Source organism: Alkalihalobacterium elongatum, from assembly GCF_019024285.1.
In the GTDB taxonomy this organism is placed as follows: domain Bacteria; phylum Bacillota; class Bacilli; order Bacillales; family Bacillaceae_F; genus Alkalihalobacterium; species Alkalihalobacterium elongatum.
In genome coordinates this window covers 1-18,927 of sequence record NZ_WMKZ01000017.1, presented here as the reverse complement: position 1 = coordinate 18,927, position 18,927 = coordinate 1, and the positions used below count along the sequence as shown (strand labels likewise).

Below are 18,927 nucleotides of genomic sequence, written 5' to 3'. Positions count from 1 at the left end.
ATTCTTAGCTTTATGCATCATATACAACGAAATGTACAAACCTGTTCCTTATTATAGGGAACAGGTTTTTTTATGTAGATTTCTTGTGGGATAGGGGTTGCTCATTCCGTCTGTTTTTCGGAAAGGTCGACTTCATAATATAAAACATCAGCAATTTCATTACAGTGCAAATACTAAACGCGAGCACTTACTGGCAGCTCTATCGTTGCTGAGGAGACATCCTTTTATATATACATTTTTTATAACAATTTTTGACACGATTTTGCCATAAAATTTAATCGGTTTATAAAGGATTAAGAAAGGGGTATATAGAATATTATATGTATAGGAAAGGAGGAGTTTCACTAATGAACTTTAACATTCGTGGCGAAAACCTTGAGGTAACTCCAGCTTTAAGAAGTTATGTAGAAAAAAAGGTAAGTAAAATTGAGAAGTACTTTGATTCAACACCACTTTCTGAGGTGCATGTGAAACTGCAAGTATTAAACAACGAAAATATTATTGAGGTTACGATCCCAATGCCGCAATTATTATTGCGTGCTGAAGAGAAGCATGCTGATATGTATGCAGGGATAGATCTTGTAGTCGAAAAGCTTGAACGTCAAATCCGTAAGCACAAGACTAAAGTAAATCGTAAATTCCGCCAAGATGGCACCCTTAAATATATGTTCAAAAATGATATTGAGCCATTAACTGAAGAAGATATTGATAGCGAAGACATCGATATCGTTCGTACAAAGCGTTTCACTTTTAAACCGATGGACGCAGAAGAGGCGGTTCTTCAAATGGACATGCTTGGTCACAGCTTCTTCGTTTTCAACAATGCTGAAAACGGTGAAACAAATGTAGTGTACCGTCGTAAAGACGGACGTTACGGCTTAATCGAGCCAGAGTGATCCTGAAATAAAGAAGAAAGAGTACAGCTACTTACTAGCTGTACTCTTTTTTGCGTTGTGGACGTGGTGCCAGGCACCTGTAACACCAACCTCTTCTTCTGCAAAAAAATAAAGGGTTTCGTTTTGTGCACATCGAAGTAGTTTAAACTGTGCAAAAAGCGGGTTGTCTTGTAAGTCAAGGTGCAAACTGATAAAATTGAGTTTAAGTGTGTAGAGTTGGTCGATAGGATACAACCATCCTTTACCATTCGTTGAAATGAGAGGAAGAGAGGACGAGAATTACTATGATGGGATTATTGAAAAAAGTAATTGGTGATCCGAGTCAACGACAGCTGAAGAAATATGAAAAAATCGTTGATGCGATTGAAGCGTTAGCTGATGATACAAAGAAACTATCGGATGATGGGTTGCGTGCGAAAACAGAAGAATTTAAAAATCGTTACAATAACGGGGAATCTTTAGATAAATTATTACCTGAAGCGTATGCGGTTGTACGTGAAGCTTCTGAACGTGTATTAAAAATGCGTCCGTTCCGAGTACAGCTTTTAGGTGCAATTGTTTTACATAATGGGAATATCGCGGAGATGAAAACAGGGGAAGGTAAAACACTCGTTGGAACCCTACCTGTTTATTTAAACGCGTTAACTGGAAAAGGTGTTCATGTTGTTACAGTCAACGAATACCTAGCTCGTCGTGACTGCGAAATCATGAGAGAGCTGTATGAATTTTTAGGTCTAACAGTAGGTTTAAACGTTAGTGGCCTTTCAAAAGAAGAAAAGCAAGAAGCGTATGCAGCTGACATTACGTACGGTACGAACAATGAGTACGGTTTCGACTATCTCCGTGATAACATGGTGCTTTATAAAAACCAAATGGTTCAACGCCCGCTTCATTTTGCTGTAATCGATGAGGTTGACTCCATTTTAGTTGATGAAGCGAGAACACCGCTTATCATTTCAGGTTCAGTGGAACGCTCAACAAACCTTTATATCCAAGCGAATGCATTTGTTCGGTCTCTTCGTAATGAAGATGACTATACAGTCGATGAAAAAACAAAGACCGTTCTTTTAACGGAAGAAGGGGTTAATAAGGCGGAAAAAGGCTTTAATATTGATAACCTTTTTGACCAAAAATATGTTTCACTTAATCACCACATCAATCAGGCGTTAAAAGCACACGTTGTGATGCACCGTGACGGCGATTATGTTGTGGATGATGGTGAAATCGTTATCGTTGACCAATTTACTGGACGTCTTATGAAAGGTCGTCGTTATAGTGACGGGCTTCACCAAGCGATTGAGGCGAAGGAAGGTCTAGAGATCCAACGCGAAAGTATGACGCTTGCTTCGATCACGTTCCAGAACTATTTCCGTCGTTATTCAAAGTTAGCGGGGATGACAGGTACGGCGAAAACGGAAGAAGAAGAGTTCCAGCAAGTATACGGCATGGACGTTATGAGTATACCGACGAATAAGCCGATTGCTCGTGATGATCGTCCAGATTTAATTTATAAAACGATGCAAGCGAAGTTCAATGCGGTTGTTAGCCAAATTGAAGAACTTCATAAAAAAGGTCAGCCTGTGCTTGTTGGTACAGTAAGTGTTGAAACGTCAGAGCTTGTCTCGAATCTTTTAAAGAAAAAGCGAGTTCCACACCACGTTTTAAATGCAAAAAACCACTTCAGTGAGGCAGAAATCATTGAAAGAGCAGGTCAAAAAGGTGCCGTTACGATTGCGACGAACATGGCAGGTCGTGGTACAGACATCAAGCTTGGCGATGCAGTAAAAGAACTAGGCGGATTATTTGTTCTTGGTACAGAGCGTCACGAATCACGCCGTATCGATAATCAGTTACGTGGTCGTTCAGGTCGTCAAGGAGACCCAGGTACATCACAGTTCTATTTATCAATGGAAGACGAGCTCATGCGTCGTTTCGGTTCCGATAATATGAAAACGATGATGGACCGACTTGGCTTAGAAGAAGACCAACCAATTGAAAGTAAACTAGTTAGCCGTGCGGTAGAGCAGGCTCAGAAGCGAGTAGAAGGAAACAACTTCGATGCGCGTAAACAGATTTTACAATATGATGATGTAATGCGAGAGCAACGTGAAATCATTTATAAGCAACGTATGGAAGTACTTGAGTCAGATAACCTCCGTGCGATTGTTGAAAAAATGATTGAATCTGTTGTAAAACGCAATGTGGCTCTTCATACGCCAGAATCTGAAGTTCCAGAGGATTGGGACATCGTAGCCATTGAAAATTTTATAAAAATGATGCTTTTACCAGAAGGTGAAATCACGGAAAAAGACTTGAAAGGTCTTGATCCTGAAGAGATGGAAGAGCTTATTTTAGAAAAAGTAAAAGCGGCTTACGACCAAAAAGAAGAGCAATTCACGAGCGAGCATATGCGTGAATTTGAAAAAGTTATCATGCTGCGTTCGGTTGACCGCAAGTGGATGAATCATATTGACCAAATGGATCAACTGCGTCAAGGTATTCATTTACGTGCTTATGGTCAAAATGATCCACTTCGTGAGTACAAGTTTGAAGGCTTTGAAATGTTCGAGCAAATGGTTGCTTCGATTGAAGATGAAGTCGCGATGTACATCATGAAAGCACAAGTTGAACAAAACCTTGAGCGTAAAGAAGTGGCTGAAGGAAAAGCTGTGCATATGAGTGCAGCAGCTGGTGAAGGCAGCAAAGAGAAGAAGATGCCAGTTCGAAATAATAATACAGTTGGACGTAATGACGCTTGCCCGTGCGGTAGCGGTAAGAAATATAAGCAGTGCTGCGGTAGATTGTAAGTGATACGGAGCAGATGCGAATTGCATCTGCTTCTTTGCACTCAATTTTCAGTCGTGTTGCATATAGTAATAAGGTTCGTGAAAATTTTTTAGTTCGTAATTACTTAATGAGGTGAAGGATAGGATGGATTTAACAGAAGTAAAGCAAGAATTGTCAACAATGGCTAAGCGATTAGCGGACTTTAGGGGGTCTCTTTGACTTAGAAGTGAAAGAGACTCGAATGGAAGAGCTTGATGAGCGCATGGCTGAGCCTAATTTTTGGAATGATCAAGATACGGCGCAGCAAATCATTAATGAATCCAATGCTCTGAAAGATATGGTCAATACGTATAAAGAGCTGCAAGAAAAGTACGATGACCTTGAAGTCACATATGAACTTGTAAAAGAAGAAGGCGACGAGTCGTTTATGGAAGAGCTGGATGAGGGCGTTACGAGTTTAGCGAAAGCATTAAATGAGTATGAGCTCCAGCTACTATTAAGTGAACCATATGATAAAAATAATGCAATTTTAGAATTGCACCCAGGTGCAGGTGGAACCGAGTCTCAAGACTGGGCTTCGATGTTGCTACGCATGTACACGCGCTGGGCCGAGAAAAAAGGCTTTAAAGTCGAAACTCTCGACTACTTACCTGGTGAGGAAGCGGGCGTAAAGAGTGTAACGCTATTAATTAAAGGTCACAATGCGTATGGCTATTTAAAAGCGGAAAAAGGTGTACACCGTCTCGTACGTATTTCACCGTTTGACTCTTCAGGCAGAAGACATACTTCATTCGTTTCGTGTGAAGTCATGCCAGAGCTTGATGATAACGTCGAAATCGACGTATCACCTGAAGAATTGAAAATCGACACGTACCGTGCGAGTGGTGCGGGTGGACAGCACATTAATACAACGGATTCAGCAGTACGTATTACACACGTACCAACGAATACGGTCGTTACGTGCCAAACCGAACGTTCGCAAATTAAGAACCGTGAGCGCGCGATGAAAATGCTCATGGCGAAGCTCTATCAATTAAAAATCGAAGAGCAGCAAGCAGAGCTAGCGGAAATTCGTGGAGAGCAAAAGGACATCGGCTGGGGGAGTCAAATCCGTTCGTACGTCTTCCACCCGTATAGCTTAGTAAAAGACCACCGTACAAACTTCGAAATCGGAAACACAAATGCCGTTATGGACGGCGAACTCGATGGCTTCATCGACGCTTACCTGCGCTCGATGATGTAAGAGATTATTATATGGTGTCAGGCACCTTTAGTCCGCTAAAGGTGCCTGACACCATTTTTATTTGTAAAAGTTTGTCGAATTAACATGGATTTAATAGTAAAATAGAATTGTGTCTATTAGCATATGAAGGTAATGAAGCTAATTTTTGGGGTTTCAAGATAGGACTTATGAATGTATAAGTAAAAAGAATGAATTCGTTAGATACATAGATTTTTCTTGATAGCAACTATTCGTAGCATCAGTGGGGGGGACAGAAATGCGCTTAATTACAGTAGAAAGATGTCAGCCTGGAATGAAGTTAGGTAAAACGATTCGGGATGAAAACGGTAAGGTCTTGTTGTGTAAAGGGACAGAGCTTACTAGTAGTTTACTAGCAGGGCTTAAAAGATATCGGATTTTTACAATTTACATAGATGATGACGAGTCTGAAGGAATTGAAATCATTGAATCGATCCCAGCAGAGTTACGTGCTGAAGCTGTAAGTGTAATAACGGAGGGGTTAAATTCACTTGTTGATAGGAAAGGAAATGAGTCCATTCCGCAAAGGATGATGCAAACGGGTCGGGCGGTACGGAGTTTTCAAAAGGTTTTCAAAGATATCCTGGACTGCTTATCAAAAAACCGAGTCGCCTTAAACTTATTAGCGACGGCTAAAGTTCATGACAATTATTTATATTCGCATTGTGCCAATGTCGCGATATATTCGTGTCAATTAGCTATAGCTAACGGCTTACCAATTAAGAAAATTGAAGAAATTGGTCTTGGAGCTTTACTTCATGATTTAGGCAAGATGTACATTCCTCCTGAAGTCATTAATAAACCTGACAAATTAACAAATGAAGAATATGATCAAATTAAAACTCATTGTGAGTTAGGGTTTGATATTTTAAGAAAGTTTCATGAAATTCCATTGCCTGTCTCCCATTGTGCACTTCAACACCATGAAAGGCTAGATGGGCGAGGGTACCCTAGAGGGCTAAAGGGAGATGAAATCCATCAATACGCAAAAATTTTAAGTGTAGCAGATGTATTTGATGCCCTTACAAGTCATCGAGTGTACCGCCCAGCGATGCTACCTCATCGTGCATTAGAAATTCTATATGCTGGAAGCGGAACACAATTTGAAATAAAGCAGGTCCAGTTGTTTAAGGATTCGATTGCTGTTTATCCTCAAGGTGTGACAGTTACATTAAATGACGGTAGAAAAGGAATTGTTTCAGATTATAATTTTAAATCGGCTGGAAGGCCGATCATACGAGTAACTCGAGATGAGGAGCAGCAAGTGGTAACCCCATATGAAATCGACCTATCCTCCAAAGATCACTTATGCATGGAAATTGTTGAGGCTGAAGCATTGTTGTAAATACAAGGGTAAAATGGATAGCTCAGTAAAGAGGAGTGCCAGGCACCATAGAAGGTGCCTGGCACTCCTCTTTCACCTCTTTTTTTTCTAAGTCAGTAAAATTACCAAATTTGTTAGAAAAGGCTCAATACTAAAGTCCTTTTTGTGGTATGATTTTGTGGAAAATAAAGTAAACGTGGAGGGGATAAAATGAGTAAGTCGGTTTTAGCTATTTTAGTAGTATTGATGTTGGTATTAACAGCATGTGGGGAGGAAACAAGTACACCAGTTGATAGAGAAGGCAGTGAAGAGGATTTAATTACAAATGAAGAAGAAAAAACTGAAAGTGAAGACCTTCTTAGTGAACAGGAGTTTGTTCAAATGTTAAGTAGTCCAGCTCAGTTTAAAGGATCGAAAGTTGAGTATATAGGTAGAGTTTTTGTAGTTGAGAAGGATTCTGATGCGACCTACTTACAAATTTGGGCTGATCCAGAAAAAAATGACCATAACACAATCGTTCACATTCCAGACCCTAATTTAGTTGTCACTGATGAAGATTACATAAAAATCCTAGGGGAAGTTATTGATGAATTTAAAGGTGAAAATGCATTTGGGGCTCAACTTACGGCTCCATTAATTAAGGCAAACAATTATGAAGTGGTAGACTACATTACGGCTGTTTCTCCAACTCTTCATGAAGTAATTGTAAATCAAGAACAAAGCCAATCAGGTTATAGTATAGAAGTGGAAAAGGTAGAGTTTGGAGAAAAGGATACTCGTATCTATGTATCAATAAAAAATGAATCTAATGACTCTATTAGTTTCTGGTCTCATAGTGCAAAAGTGGTTCAAGGTGGAAAGCAGTACGATACTGAATATAATTGGGAGGCAAATTATTCTGAATTACAATCAGATATACGCCCTGGTGTTGTTTCAGAAGGAATTCTATCGTTTGCACGCCTAGATTTTGAGAGTAACAAAGAATTAACGCTATACTTAGATGGTGCATCAGATAACTGGGATATTTCAATTGAAGAATTTCAATTTCATATTGAATGGTAAATTAATAATTATGGTGCCAGGCACCTTTAGTCCGCTAAAGGTGCCTGGCACCATTTTTCATTTTATTTTTTTACTTTTTTTTCTTTTTTGCAACCTTTTCGTCTTGAGCTGGCACTAATGTATAGATACGCTAGAGATAGTAGTTGGAACGATGTTGGGAAAATGGGAGAGGTCACATGGACGAAATAGTACGGCGTTTAAAAAATAAGGAAGAAGAGGGGCTGCGGGAGCTCATGCAGTTGTATGGGGATTACTTTTTTAGAGTGGCTCTTCTTTTACTAAAAGATCGTTATGAAGCAGAAGAGGTTGTGCAGGACATGTTTGTCACGGCCTATGAAAAAATCGATACGCTGCAAGATGATAGTAAACTAAAAAGCTGGATGACCTCAATTACGATCAACCTCTGCCGCAGGCGACTCAGAAGATGGAACTTTCGCCATATTTTCTTAAGAAAGCGGGATGAGGAAGACATTGACGCCATCGACCTTACAACCACAGAAGATATTGTCATTCAGCTTGAGGGAGATGAAGAGCTAGCCCAGCACCTGCAAGCGCTTGACTATCAATACCGCGAAGTGCTTACGTTATTTTACTTTTCAAATTATCACATTTCAGAAATTAGCGAACTGCTAGGGATGAAAGAAAACACCGTGAAAAGCAATCTGTATCGCGGAAGAAAGCTATTAAAAGAACGGCTGGAGCGTGAACGTTATGAACGATAATCGTGAAAAATTACATCAGAAATTAGAGCAAGAGCTAAATGCTCATACTTTCCAAAACACAGAGGCTGTCATCAAGCGAACTCACCCCAAAACCTGGAGTGAACGGGTCTCTCGCTGGCTCAATAAAGACATAGAAGTATCACTGCTGCCTGTATCTGCGACCGTTTGTGGTGCTCTTTTACTAGTGACATTACCGTTCGTATCCATCAACGACTCTGCAGACCAAAAAGGAGAGTTGGTGAATTTAAAAGGCAGTATTTACTGGAGTGAAATGATTGAGGAGAGGCTGGGGGACAAATGAAAAAAGTTCGTATGAAAAGAAAGCACCTCATATTCGGAAGCGCTGGATTTATCAGCTTGTTTTTATTTTTAAATTTTATCATCCTACCTGTCGTCAAAGAATACCAAATTGATCGAATGCTTCAAGTAAGTAAACCACAAGTTGGTCAGGAGATCATTGAGCTAATTGAAAACTCAAAAACGACAGCAAAAAAGCTAGATCTCATAAGTAGATATATCGTGTCTTCTTGGCCAAGGGGAACGGGACATCCGATTTATATTAGCCCAGGCATATCAATGGGAGAAGGAGCGGAGGAATATTGGAGCGGCTTTACATTAGAGGAAGCTGCACCGTATCTCTCTTTTTATATTGAAAATGGTTCAAAAACAAATTGGTCTTATGGAGGTGCAGTAAATGAATATGCCCACTATATCCGTAAAACCGAAGGACTAGAGGCAGCTATTTCATTCTTATATGAAAAAGAAAGTGAGTGGAAGCAGCAGCATTCCTATTATTTTAATGAAGAGTTTATGCTCACTCGTGCCCAGTTCCTCCTAGAAGACGGGCAACCGAAAGAAGTGATCGATCTCCTTTTGAAAATAAAAAAAGATGAAATGGAACGTCTTGCAGACCATGACCTAACCTATCGACTTTCAGACCAATGGACAAAGCTATATGTAGAAGCTTTGCTTCGTGAAAAAAAATTAGAAGAAGCTTACCAGGTGATAGAAGAGTGGGAAGAAGCCTTTGCCTTGGAGCGGGCGGAATTCGAGGATAGTTACGAGTACTACGATGAAAATGACTACCCACTAATTGGGATCAAAAAGAGAATTGAACAAATGGTTGCTGATGGCGAATTAGAAAAGGGCTTTGGAACAATAGATGGACGTATCACAAGAAAAGACGGAACACCGCTTGAAAACGTCTATGTGTATTTGCGGGATCCATCGAATGTCAATCGAAGTGCACATGGGGATATGGAATACTATGTGACGCAAACGGATGACAATGGGTATTATCAGTTTCATGATGTGGTACCGAACAGCTACCAAGTTGGTTTAGGCCTGCAATATTTTCATGTGGACGGGTATTCATGGCCTGTTGATATGTATGATTGGCTAAATATTGAGTATGGTACAGAGCTCACGTATGACATTACGTTTTTACCATTAATGGATGTTGTCCAGCCCGTGAACAACGTAGCGATTGTAGAAGACGAGGTCACTTTTGAGTGGGTTCCTGTCGATGAAGCGCAAACGTATGAACTTTTGTTTTTCGTACCAATGGAAAGTGGCGGCATCACGTACACTGCGTATTCAGGAATAGAAACGCATTCATTAACCGTTCCAGTTCATGAACTTTGGTATTTTGAAACATCACGAACCTTCACTTTAGATGAAGAGGGGAATGTTCTTTTGGAGCCAAAAAAACTATTAGGACTAACTAATCCTGCGGGTTCGTTTTCATGGTCGGTCCGGGCCCTCGATGAAAATGGCGTCGAAGTCGGAAGAAGTGCAGGGCATCGACTAAATGATGAAACGGTGGGAGACATTCCATTTTTTCAATTAAAAGTCCGGGAATTAACAGCTGCAGATCGATTACTATTAAAAGAACGATTAGATGATGCGTTGGAAGCATATAAAAAAGATCTAGAAGCAAACCCTAAAGATATTCATTCATTAAAAATGATTACATCTATTCTTAGTTATCAAGAAATTGGACCTAATCATTATCGCGTAGAAAATCCAGCCTATTTTGATTACATGGAGCGGCTTGCTGAATTGACTGGGCATCCAGAACATTATTTTACTTTATTAGAAGGAGCGTATGAGAAAAAAGATTGGCAGGAATATGATCGCTGGTTTAAAAAGTACGAACAAGCTTTGGAAACCCCAAATGGGCATAATCAATACTCGCACTGGCATTACTATACTCACGTCAAAGCTTTGATAGAGCGAGGTAGATGGGAAGAAGCGAGAGACTGGCAGTATAAAGCGTTACAGAATGATCGCTCGAATGAGGCTGTAGTTGATTTATTTGCCTTAGAATTGTATCTGGGAACAGATATCGAGCAGATCAAACATTTGGCGAAAGCTCACCCAGTTAAGTTCCGCACCTATGTTGACTGGACCCCATATGTAGAGAATGTCAATGTTAATGACGAGCTGAAAGCTGCTTTACAAGTTTATTTGGAAAAGGGAGCTGAAGCTTTAAAACAACGTTTATCCACAATTGAGGATAAAGAAAATCGGAAATTCCTCGAAAAACTGGCACATCATAACTAAAATATAGGGTTATCAACAGAACTCCTGTTGATAACCTATGTGAAATGTGGACTATATGTGGATATGTGTAGTTAAATGTGGATAACACTGTGTGTAACTGTGGAAACCACATTAAAATGTGTAATTTCTAGTGCCAGGCACCTTGTTGTAAGGTGCCTGGCACTACTTATTCACTTATTCATTCCATCCCCCCATCCATCATGCTATTTTGTCATCATTCATAATTTTTACGAGCTGTGAAAAACTATAGACAAAGTAAGGTATTTTACTTTTGTAAAGCGTTAATTGGCTCTCATTTACACATTATTCAACCAGTGCTATACTATCCAACGGAATAAATAACGGCAAGGGTTGTTGACGAGGGTGCCTGGCACTCCCATCCACCCTTCGTAGAAGTGAGTGTAGACAGAAATGATGATGATGACAAAACGTAGAAGAGATCATGAGATGAATCCAAAGGTTAGTATGGTACTAGAGTACGGACAGATCCTGCTAGGTTCTGCGATTGTAGCCATTGCCTTTAACCTTTTCCTACTGCCTAACCGAATTGCGTCAGGTGGTGTAAGTGGTATAAGTACAATTGTATATGATGTATTCGGGATTGAGCCTGCCTTTACACAATGGGCCTTTAATATTCCATTGTTTATCTTAGGCATCCTCCTTCTCGGTGGGATGAAATATGGTGTAAAAACATTAATTGGGACGTTATTCTTACCTTACGTCGTATATTTGACACGACATCTGGAACCAGCAACTACAGATCCACTTTTAGCTGCGCTTTTTGGCGGGATTGGTGTTGGTTTAGGATTAGGGATTGTCTTCCGGTCAGCGGCAAGTACAGGTGGAACAGATTTAGCGGCACAAATCATTAATAAATATACTGGCCTTTCACTCGGGGCTTGTGTTTTTATTTTAGACGGATTAATCGTGGCAACATCAGCGATTGTATTCAATATTGAACTAGCTCTTTATGCTTTAATTGCCCTATTTATAACGGGTAAAACGATTGATTTAGTTCAAATGGGAGTAGGTTATGCAAAAGTTGCATTAATTATTTCGAATAAACAAGAAGAAGTGAGGCAAAGTATACTAAGAGATGTAGATCGTGGTGTCACTAAATTATCTGGTTATGGCGGTTACACAAATGAAAAGCGCCCTGTTCTAATGTGTGTCGTTCATCAAACAGAAGTCACAAAATTGAAACAAATAGTGAAAAGTGCCGACCCATCTGCATTTGTTGTTGTCACCAACGCTACTGAGGTACTTGGTGAGGGTTTCAAAAACCAATGATTTAGTTATAATTACAATGCAGGGTATATTTTCCTGCAAATATGCTACGTAAGGAGGTCTTTGCTTAACATGAAAAAGTTCTTAATGGCATTAACAGGGGCGTCTATTTTAGTGTTAGGAGCCTGTGGCGGTGGCGGTGATGAAGCACCAGCTGATGACCCAGTAGAAGAAGCACCAGCAGAAGAAGCTGGAGAAGAAACTGCTGAAGAAACAACAGGTGCTACATACGATGCGCAAGCTGCTGAAGCTACATACAAAGCAAAATGTATGAGCTGCCACGGTGGTAATCTTGAAGGTGGAGTTGGACCAGCACTAACTGATGGAGCTTACACATACGATGAAATCATTCACGTGTTAGCTGAAGGCGTTGGGCCGATGCAACCAGGTTTAGTTGAAGGTGAAGAAGCTGAAAACCTTGCAGCTTGGTTAGTAGAGCAATAAAAACCATTAATAAAGCGAAAAGACTTCTCTCTATATATGAGAGAAGTCTTTTTCAATGAGTATCCTGTTAGAGCATTATATCTTACAAAAAAATAAGAAACATGTGCAAAGCAGAAACAAAGCCCAGCCTATCACCATAAAAAGGTAAAAATGTGTCCCGAAAGCAAAATTAGAGCAAGGATATTCCAATAAAAGGAAACATAAACCCCTAAACCCAAACTAAGCCTACATATCCTCCAAAAAAAGGAAGAACCACGCACAAAGCAGAAACAAAAACGAAAATTCACCCCGCCTATAGCGGAAAAAAACATGCTTCAATATTAAATTTCACACATAATAGGAGGCCCTGCCATAGCCCATTTTTTTATAATGCTTGGATAGTATCCTCTGTATGTTTCTCTGTGGAATCACTTTGTTCCACCATAGGTAAATTATTTTTGTGGTTATTTTCTTATTAGGAAATAGCAGTTTGAATTCATCAATGGTTCTTAAAATAGCGGTAGTGGTAATTTCTCTAAGGGTGCATGAACGACAAAAAATGGTGTGTTCTGTGGGGGCTGAAACCGTATTTAGAGATTGGCAAGATACACAAACGATCCCTTTTCCAATAGTTTCAAAGGCATAGTTAGGTATTCTCGTGTAGGGGGAACTATTTAAATGTAATGATATTAATTTTTCGGCTAATCTGGAATGTCTATCATCTACTTTTACTGTATTGGAATGGAGTTGTTTGAAAAACCGCCGGAGATGAGTAGGGAAAATTATAGGGAGGTTCAAAGGGGCTTCATATAAAAAGAAGTTTGGATTTACAAAGGTCAAGTAGGGTTTAAGCGGGATATTAAATCCTAAATTATCAAGGAGTTGTCTTAACAAATCTTCACTGCGCTTCAATTGAAGTAAAGGGTCTTTGATTTCACTATTAGCCGACGTATACCAACGATCATCGGTAATACAAAAGTCACTATCATAGTTTTTTATCTCAAAGAGAAGAATTTTTTCATGACTGATTAACAACGTATTGATTTGATAAATAGTGTTATTTGTTTCAAGGAATAAGTCATTAAGTATTAGATATAGGTCGTTAGGTAAATTCTCAAGCAACTCATCAAATACCTTTTCCCCCTCATAGCCTTTCTCAAGGTTTCTAAACTTATTCATCTCTTTATCGGATAAATTTGTTCGTGTATGTAAATATTTTAGAAGTTTCAATTCTATAGGCTCACTTCGAGGCTTAATTACCATATATCAATCCCCCATCGTATTTGATAAACATAATTTTAGGAAAGAACTCCAAGATGTACAAGTTAAAAAGTATTAAAAATTTATTGCTCCCCAATCTATCACCTCAAAAAAGCAGAAAACCTGCAACATTCTTTTGTCACCAACACACACATCTATACGACATTTCTCATCAATAATTTCCATTAAAATTATTAATCTCCTAAAACCTTACATACTCTACTTCATTATTGAAATAAAATTGTAATAAAAAGCAACCCCCATGTAAAATTAAAGGTGTTATAATATATTAGATTAGAAAAAACGACATAAATTGAGGTTGTCGATGATGGTTCAACAGCAATCCTCAAAGAATAACAGCGAGTGGAGTCCTTCATAAAACATGATTGACTTTTATTTGGATGGAATTGAAGTGAATCTCAACTAGATGTAGGAAGTGATTGTGTTGATAGATATGAAAGATGTATGGAAAACGTATCCGAATGGCGTTAGTGCCATTAATGGGATAGATATTTCAATCGGAAAAGGCGAGTTTGTATATGTGGTAGGTCCTAGTGGCGCTGGGAAATCTACTTTTATAAAAATGATGTACCGCGAAGAAAAACCGACAAAAGGTGACATTTCTATCAATGGTACTAACCTAGCAAAAGTAAAAGATCGACAAGTACCAATTGTTCGCCGAAGCATTGGGGTTGTCTTTCAGGATTTCAAACTATTGCCAAGGCTATCAGTCTTCGAAAATGTTGCGTTTGCTTTAGAAGTAATCGAAGAAAAGCCTGAAGCTATCAAACAGAAAGTTATGCGTGTACTGGAAATTGTAAAATTAAAAAATAAAGCACGTTTCCTTCCTAGTGAGTTATCTGGTGGGGAACAGCAGCGGGTGGCAATCGCTCGAGCGATCGTCAATAATCCGAGTGTTTTAATTGCGGACGAGCCTACGGGTAATCTTGATCCAGATACAGCTTGGGAAATTATGGACACATTAGAAGAAATCAATAATCGAGGGACTACGATCGTCATGGCCACGCATAATAAAGAAATTGTTAATACGATTAAAAAGCGTGTTATTGCTATTGAAGGTGGACGTGTTGTCCGCGATGAAATGAGGGGGAACTACGGATATGAAATTTAGAACCCTTAATCGTCACGGTAAAGAAGGTTTTAAAAATCTTGGTAGAAATGGCTGGATGACGTTTGCTTCAATCAGTGCAGTTGCCATTATGCTTTTCTTAGTGGGGATTTTCTTATTGTTAATTCTCAACATGAACCATATTGCAGATTCTGTTGAAGATGACGTTGAAATTCGAGTTTATATTGAATTAACTGCAGATGAAGAGCAGCAAAATGAGTTAAGGGAAAATATCGAGAGTATTCAACATGTTGAAAGCATCGAGTATGTAGACCGGGATGAAGGTTTAGACCAATTTATTGAAAGTATGGATGAGATGTCGCCTGTGTTTGAAGGGCTGCGTTCGGAAAATCCATTTAATGATAAATTTGTAGTAAGAGCAGATACACCGCAATTAACTGAAACCGTTGCTGGCCAAATTGAGGAACTAGCACATGTTGAAACAGTAAATTACGGTAAAGATGTTGTTGAAAGGTTGTTTGTTGTTACTGATTTTATGCGGACATTTGGTCTAATTCTAGTGGCTGGGATGATGTTTACAGCGATGTTCTTAATCTCTAATACGATTAAAATGACAATCGTTGCTAGAAAACCAGAAATCCAAATTATGAGGTTAGTAGGGGCAACAAACGGGTTTATCCGTTGGCCGTTCTTTGTAGAAGGCTTGTTAATAGGTATTATTGGGGCATTAATTCCAATTATTTTCCTTGTAACTGGCTATTCTTATTTCTTTGACATCATGCGTTCTAGACTTGAAGTCATGTTTTTTGAATTAGTCCCAGTGTTCCCAGCGGTCTATCAAGTGGGAGGTCTTCTTCTATTAATCGGCGCGTTTATTGGTGTTTGGGGAAGTATGATGAGTGTTCGTAAGTTTTTAAAAGCCTAGAATAATTTAAGAGTGAGGAAGAACGAGGAGGATAATTGGATGAGGCGAAGGAGTACGTTAGTCTTGATGTCATTTGTTTTGGCAGCAAGCACGGTGTTTGCAGGTTTTGGACCTAACTTTACATTGGCAAATACAGAAATAAAAAATAAACTATCTGATATAAAAGAAGAAAAACAAGAAAAGCAACAAGAAGCTGAAAAGCAAGAAGCAGAGCTTAAAAAGATTGAGGCTGAACAAAAGAAGCTTGAAGACGAAATCCGAAAAATAGACATGGAAGTTTCAGAAACGGACAAAAAAATTAATCAAAAGCAAGCGGAAATTGAAGATGTTCGTGAAGAAATTGAATTATTAAAAGAAGAACTGGTGATCATTGAAAATAGAATCGAAGAGCGTGACGAATTGTTAAAGGATCGCGCTCGATCGATGTACCAAAACGGCGGCAGTGTAAGTTACCTTGAGGTCATTTTAGGTGCAAAAAGCTTCGGTGACTTTCTTGATCGTCTAAGTGCACTAACGATGATTGCACAGCAAGACCGCAATATTTTAGAAGCGCACTTAGAGGATCATAGATTACTAGAAGAGAAGAAGGAAAAAGTAGAGGAAAATCTAGTAAAATTAGAAAATCACTTAATTGAACTTGAAAGGTTAATGGCACAGCTAGAAAGCCAGAAAAAAGAAAAAGATCGTATTATGGAAAAGCTTCTCGCCAAAGGTGAGGAAATTTCTGTATATATTGTTAGCTTAGAAGATGAAGCGGCGATCCTTGCAGATCAAGAAAGAGCTGTACAGGCAGAGCTTGCAGCATGGGAAGAAGAACAACGTCAAATAGCGCTTCAAAAACAACGAGAAGAACAAGAGAGACAACGCGAGCTAGAAAGACAGAGACAACAGCAGCAAGCAGAACAACAGCAAACACAGCAACAGCCAAGTAGAAGTAACTCTTCGCCAACTGTTGAATCCGCGCCATCGACTGGTAGTGGAACATTGATGCGCCCTGCAAGTGGAAGGTTTTCATCTCCTTATGGTTGGAGAACTCATCCAATTACGGGTAGTAGAACAAAACATCACGGCTTAGATATTGCTAATAGTACAGGGACACCCATTTATGCAGCTGAAGCTGGAACAGTTATCGCAGCTCGCTATATGAATGGATACGGAAATACCGTGATGATTTCACATAATGTGAATGGAGAAGTGTTAACAACTCTTTACGCACATATGAATTCTATTTCAGTTTCAAATGGTCAGCGTGTTAGTCGTGGACAAGAGATCGGCAAAATGGGTTCGACTGGAGCATCGACAGGACCTCACTTACACTTTGAAGTTCATAGAGGATCTTGGAATGGAGCTAAATCAAATTCTGTTAACCCAATGAACTATATTAACTAAAAGACTACGTAGACTCCAATTATAGAAAATCTGTGATTGGAGTCTATCGAGTTTTAAATCATATTGACTTGAGAACTTGTGATTTAAACACGGTGGAGCTGGAAATCTGCATCTAGAGGCAGGTTCACTTTATTCTTGTCTCAGCTTGTAGTATAGTATTAAGTAGGAAAGAACATAAATTGTACAGGCTAACATATACTAACAATATGAATGGTAAGGCATTGCATCTACTGGATGTAGTGCCTTTTCTGCAAGAGAGGTGGAAAGTCATGAACAATATTAGAGGAAAAACACTAGCGTTTGCTATCGTTCTCTCACTATTAATTGGTGCAAGTGGCATGTTCGTGTTTATGAATGGTCTTAATTCTGAAGTTGGTGACGACTCGCATCCTGTGTTAGCTGAAACCGTTGATAAGAAAGAAGATCTAGACACGGTCACAAAATTTCTAAGTGCGATGGAATTAATTAGTGAACGTTATATCCATGAAATCGATGAGAAAGATTTATTAGAAGGCGCGATTTCAGGAATGGTTAAAGCACTCGATGATCCATATTCAGTCTATATGGATGAAGAGACGGCTTCACAATTTATGGAATCACTCGACTCTCATTTTTCAGGAATTGGTGCTGAAGTAAATATGACGAATGGTCAAGTGACTATCGTTTCACCGATGCGAGAGTCTCCAGCAGAGAAAGCTGGTTTATTGCCGAAGGATCGCATTATTAAAATTGATGGGGAGAGCATTGAAGGTCTAACATTATATGATGCTGTCCTAAAAATTCGTGGTGAAAAAGGAACAGAAGTGGTGTTGACTATTGATCGACCAACGAGTTCCGAACTTATTGAAATTTCAGTTGAACGCGATGAGATCCCGATCGAATCCGTTCGAGCAAAAACGATCGAGCATAAAGGGAAGACAGTCGGTGTATTAGAAATTACATCCTTTGCAAAAGATACAGCTGAACGTTTTGAGCGAGAGCTAGCAACACTTGAAGACAAAGGGATGGATGGATTAATCATTGATGTTCGCGGAAATCCAGGTGGACTGTTAAATGTAGCTGAAGAAATCGGAAAGCTGGTTATTCCCCATGGAAAACCAATCGTGCAAATTGAAAACCGTGATGGTGAAAAAGTCCGTTATATTTCTTCACTGAAAGAAACAAAGGATTATCCGATTATCGGTTTAATTGATCAAGGAAGTGCATCAGCTTCAGAAATTATTGCAGGTGCATTAAAAGAAGCAGGAAACTATGACTTAGTTGGTGAAACGACATTTGGTAAAGGGACAGTACAGCAAGCACTTCAACTAGGAGACGGCAGTGAAATTAAATTATCACTGTTTAAGTGGTTAACGTCTGATGGTAACTTTATCAATGGGGTTGGTGTTGAGCCGACTGTTGAAGTATCACAGCCAGAATTTTTCTATTTACCACCTCTTACTGTAAAAGAGGACTTAAGCTATGATATGTTAAATGAGCAGGTAAGAAGTGCTCAGCATATGTTAAAAGGTTTAGGTTTTGAACCAGGGCGTACCGACGGCTATTATAGTAAACAAACTGAGCAAGCTGTCAGTGCTTTCCAAAACACAAATAATTTAGATGCTACAGGGGTTATTGACGAAGAAACTGCCTCTGCTATACATGAAGCTATTGTTGAGGCAGTTCGTGATGAGAAAAATGACCGTCAGCTCCAAACTGCAATCGAGTTAATTATTAAACAAAGCGATTCGTAAAAAGCAGGAATATTATAGGCTGTTGTCGAAGTACATGTGTAGCGAAAAGGCTACACATGTACTTTTTTATTTAAGCAAAACTGCAGCGCCGCAAAACGGACGCTTCCGCTTTTCTTTGTCTAGCTGCAAGTGTCATCGGCTCGAGGTCGCTTCGGTCCATCCAACGTGTCCAAAGAACAGGACACTAATGGCTGGTCCTCCAG

Annotated in this window: 16 protein-coding genes; 15 read left to right on the top strand and 1 reads right to left on the bottom strand. The window is 39.3% G+C overall.

Annotated features, from left to right (window positions below):
* Positions 1 to 347 precede the first annotated feature (347 nt).
* The 10 genes from hpf to GKP30_RS15380 all read left to right on the top strand — a co-directional run bounded on the left by hpf (position 348) and on the right by GKP30_RS15380 (position 12,348).
* A complete protein-coding gene (gene hpf, locus GKP30_RS15425; RefSeq protein ID WP_216830353.1) occupies positions 348 to 896 on the top strand; it encodes a ribosome hibernation-promoting factor, HPF/YfiA family in 549 nt (182 codons plus the stop codon).
* Positions 897 to 1,180: 284 nt separating this feature from the next.
* The gene (secA, locus tag GKP30_RS15420; protein ID WP_216830352.1) at positions 1,181 to 3,703 is read left to right on the top strand and encodes a preprotein translocase subunit SecA; all 2,523 of its coding nucleotides are present in this window, start codon (positions 1,181 to 1,183) and stop codon (positions 3,701 to 3,703) included.
* A 124-nt stretch (positions 3,704 to 3,827) separates the two neighbouring features.
* Positions 3,828 to 4,926, top strand: a protein-coding gene (gene prfB, locus GKP30_RS15415) for a peptide chain release factor 2 (protein WP_407928624.1) whose coding sequence is annotated in 2 segments (ribosomal slippage) — positions 3,828 to 3,899 and positions 3,901 to 4,926 — 1,098 coding nt in all. Because the reading frame shifts where the segments join, the coding sequence is not laid out codon by codon here.
* Positions 4,927 to 5,182: 256 nt separating this feature from the next.
* On the top strand, positions 5,183 to 6,289 hold the full coding sequence (locus GKP30_RS15410; RefSeq protein ID WP_216830350.1) for an HD-GYP domain-containing protein: 1,107 nt from the start codon (positions 5,183 to 5,185) through the stop codon (positions 6,287 to 6,289).
* 189 nt (positions 6,290 to 6,478) lie between these two features.
* Entirely contained in the window at positions 6,479 to 7,330 is an 852-nt protein-coding gene (locus tag GKP30_RS15405; RefSeq protein ID WP_216830349.1) for a DUF4352 domain-containing protein, read from the top strand.
* A 176-nt stretch (positions 7,331 to 7,506) separates the two neighbouring features.
* The gene (locus GKP30_RS15400) at positions 7,507 to 8,052 is read left to right on the top strand and encodes an RNA polymerase sigma factor (RefSeq protein ID WP_216830348.1); all 546 of its coding nucleotides are present in this window, start codon (positions 7,507 to 7,509) and stop codon (positions 8,050 to 8,052) included.
* Positions 8,042 to 8,353: a hypothetical protein gene (locus tag GKP30_RS15395; protein WP_216830347.1), complete on the top strand. Its 312-nt coding sequence runs from the start codon at positions 8,042 to 8,044 to the stop codon at positions 8,351 to 8,353. The genes GKP30_RS15400 and GKP30_RS15395 overlap by 11 nt, the downstream gene beginning before the upstream one ends.
* The gene (locus GKP30_RS15390) at positions 8,350 to 10,617 is read left to right on the top strand and encodes a hypothetical protein (protein WP_216830346.1); all 2,268 of its coding nucleotides are present in this window, start codon (positions 8,350 to 8,352) and stop codon (positions 10,615 to 10,617) included. The genes GKP30_RS15395 and GKP30_RS15390 overlap by 4 nt, the downstream gene beginning before the upstream one ends.
* Before the next feature lie 417 nt (positions 10,618 to 11,034).
* Positions 11,035 to 11,907, top strand: coding sequence for a YitT family protein (locus GKP30_RS15385; RefSeq protein ID WP_236035131.1), 873 nt, complete (start codon positions 11,035 to 11,037; stop codon positions 11,905 to 11,907).
* A 69-nt stretch (positions 11,908 to 11,976) separates the two neighbouring features.
* Positions 11,977 to 12,348 carry a c-type cytochrome gene (locus GKP30_RS15380; protein WP_216830345.1) on the top strand — a complete coding sequence of 124 codons (372 nt, stop codon included), beginning with the start codon at positions 11,977 to 11,979 and terminating at the stop codon, positions 12,346 to 12,348.
* A gap of 327 nt (positions 12,349 to 12,675) precedes the next feature.
* Here the strand turns inward: GKP30_RS15380 and GKP30_RS15375 are convergent, their stop codons facing one another.
* Positions 12,676 to 13,590, bottom strand: a complete 915-nt coding sequence (locus GKP30_RS15375; RefSeq protein ID WP_216830344.1) for a nuclease-related domain-containing protein — start codon at positions 13,588 to 13,590, stop codon at positions 12,676 to 12,678.
* A 442-nt stretch (positions 13,591 to 14,032) separates the two neighbouring features.
* Here GKP30_RS15375 and ftsE point away from each other — a divergent pair, with 442 nt between their 5' ends.
* The 5 genes from ftsE to GKP30_RS15350 form a co-directional block, all read left to right on the top strand.
* Positions 14,033 to 14,719 (top strand): cell division ATP-binding protein FtsE, encoded by a 687-nt coding sequence (gene ftsE, locus GKP30_RS15370; RefSeq protein WP_216830343.1) that lies wholly within the window; start codon positions 14,033 to 14,035, stop codon positions 14,717 to 14,719.
* Complete coding sequence (gene ftsX, locus GKP30_RS15365) at positions 14,709 to 15,602, top strand: permease-like cell division protein FtsX (RefSeq protein WP_216830342.1); 894 nt, start codon at positions 14,709 to 14,711, stop codon at positions 15,600 to 15,602. The genes ftsE and ftsX overlap by 11 nt, the downstream gene beginning before the upstream one ends.
* A gap of 39 nt (positions 15,603 to 15,641) precedes the next feature.
* Complete coding sequence (locus GKP30_RS15360; protein ID WP_216830341.1) at positions 15,642 to 16,991, top strand: murein hydrolase activator EnvC family protein; 1,350 nt, start codon at positions 15,642 to 15,644, stop codon at positions 16,989 to 16,991.
* 269 nt (positions 16,992 to 17,260) lie between these two features.
* On the top strand, positions 17,261 to 18,724 hold the full coding sequence (locus GKP30_RS15355; RefSeq protein WP_216830340.1) for a S41 family peptidase: 1,464 nt from the start codon (positions 17,261 to 17,263) through the stop codon (positions 18,722 to 18,724).
* Positions 18,725 to 18,746: 22 nt separating this feature from the next.
* A partial coding sequence (locus tag GKP30_RS15350) for a hypothetical protein (RefSeq protein WP_216830339.1) occupies positions 18,747 to 18,927 on the top strand: 181 nt, incomplete at its 3' end.

Bases quoted from the DNA above. Each gene is read 5' to 3' on its own strand.
- hpf (WP_216830353.1), top strand. From the start codon at position 348: ATGAACTTTAACATTCGTGGCGAAAACCTTGAGGTAACTCCAGCTTTA.
- secA (WP_216830352.1), top strand. From the start codon at position 1,181: ATGATGGGATTATTGAAAAAAGTAATTGGTGATCCGAGTCAACGACAG.
- GKP30_RS15410 (WP_216830350.1), top strand. From the start codon at position 5,183: ATGCGCTTAATTACAGTAGAAAGATGTCAGCCTGGAATGAAGTTAGGT.
- GKP30_RS15405 (WP_216830349.1), top strand. From the start codon at position 6,479: ATGAGTAAGTCGGTTTTAGCTATTTTAGTAGTATTGATGTTGGTATTA.
- GKP30_RS15400 (WP_216830348.1), top strand. From the start codon at position 7,507: ATGGACGAAATAGTACGGCGTTTAAAAAATAAGGAAGAAGAGGGGCTG.
- GKP30_RS15395 (WP_216830347.1), top strand. From the start codon at position 8,042: ATGAACGATAATCGTGAAAAATTACATCAGAAATTAGAGCAAGAGCTA.
- GKP30_RS15390 (WP_216830346.1), top strand. From the start codon at position 8,350: ATGAAAAAAGTTCGTATGAAAAGAAAGCACCTCATATTCGGAAGCGCT.
- GKP30_RS15385 (WP_236035131.1), top strand. From the start codon at position 11,035: ATGATGACAAAACGTAGAAGAGATCATGAGATGAATCCAAAGGTTAGT.
- GKP30_RS15380 (WP_216830345.1), top strand. From the start codon at position 11,977: ATGAAAAAGTTCTTAATGGCATTAACAGGGGCGTCTATTTTAGTGTTA.
- GKP30_RS15375 (WP_216830344.1), bottom strand. From the start codon at position 13,590: ATGGTAATTAAGCCTCGAAGTGAGCCTATAGAATTGAAACTTCTAAAA.
- ftsX (WP_216830342.1), top strand. From the start codon at position 14,709: ATGAAATTTAGAACCCTTAATCGTCACGGTAAAGAAGGTTTTAAAAAT.
- GKP30_RS15360 (WP_216830341.1), top strand. From the start codon at position 15,642: ATGAGGCGAAGGAGTACGTTAGTCTTGATGTCATTTGTTTTGGCAGCA.
- GKP30_RS15355 (WP_216830340.1), top strand. From the start codon at position 17,261: ATGAACAATATTAGAGGAAAAACACTAGCGTTTGCTATCGTTCTCTCA.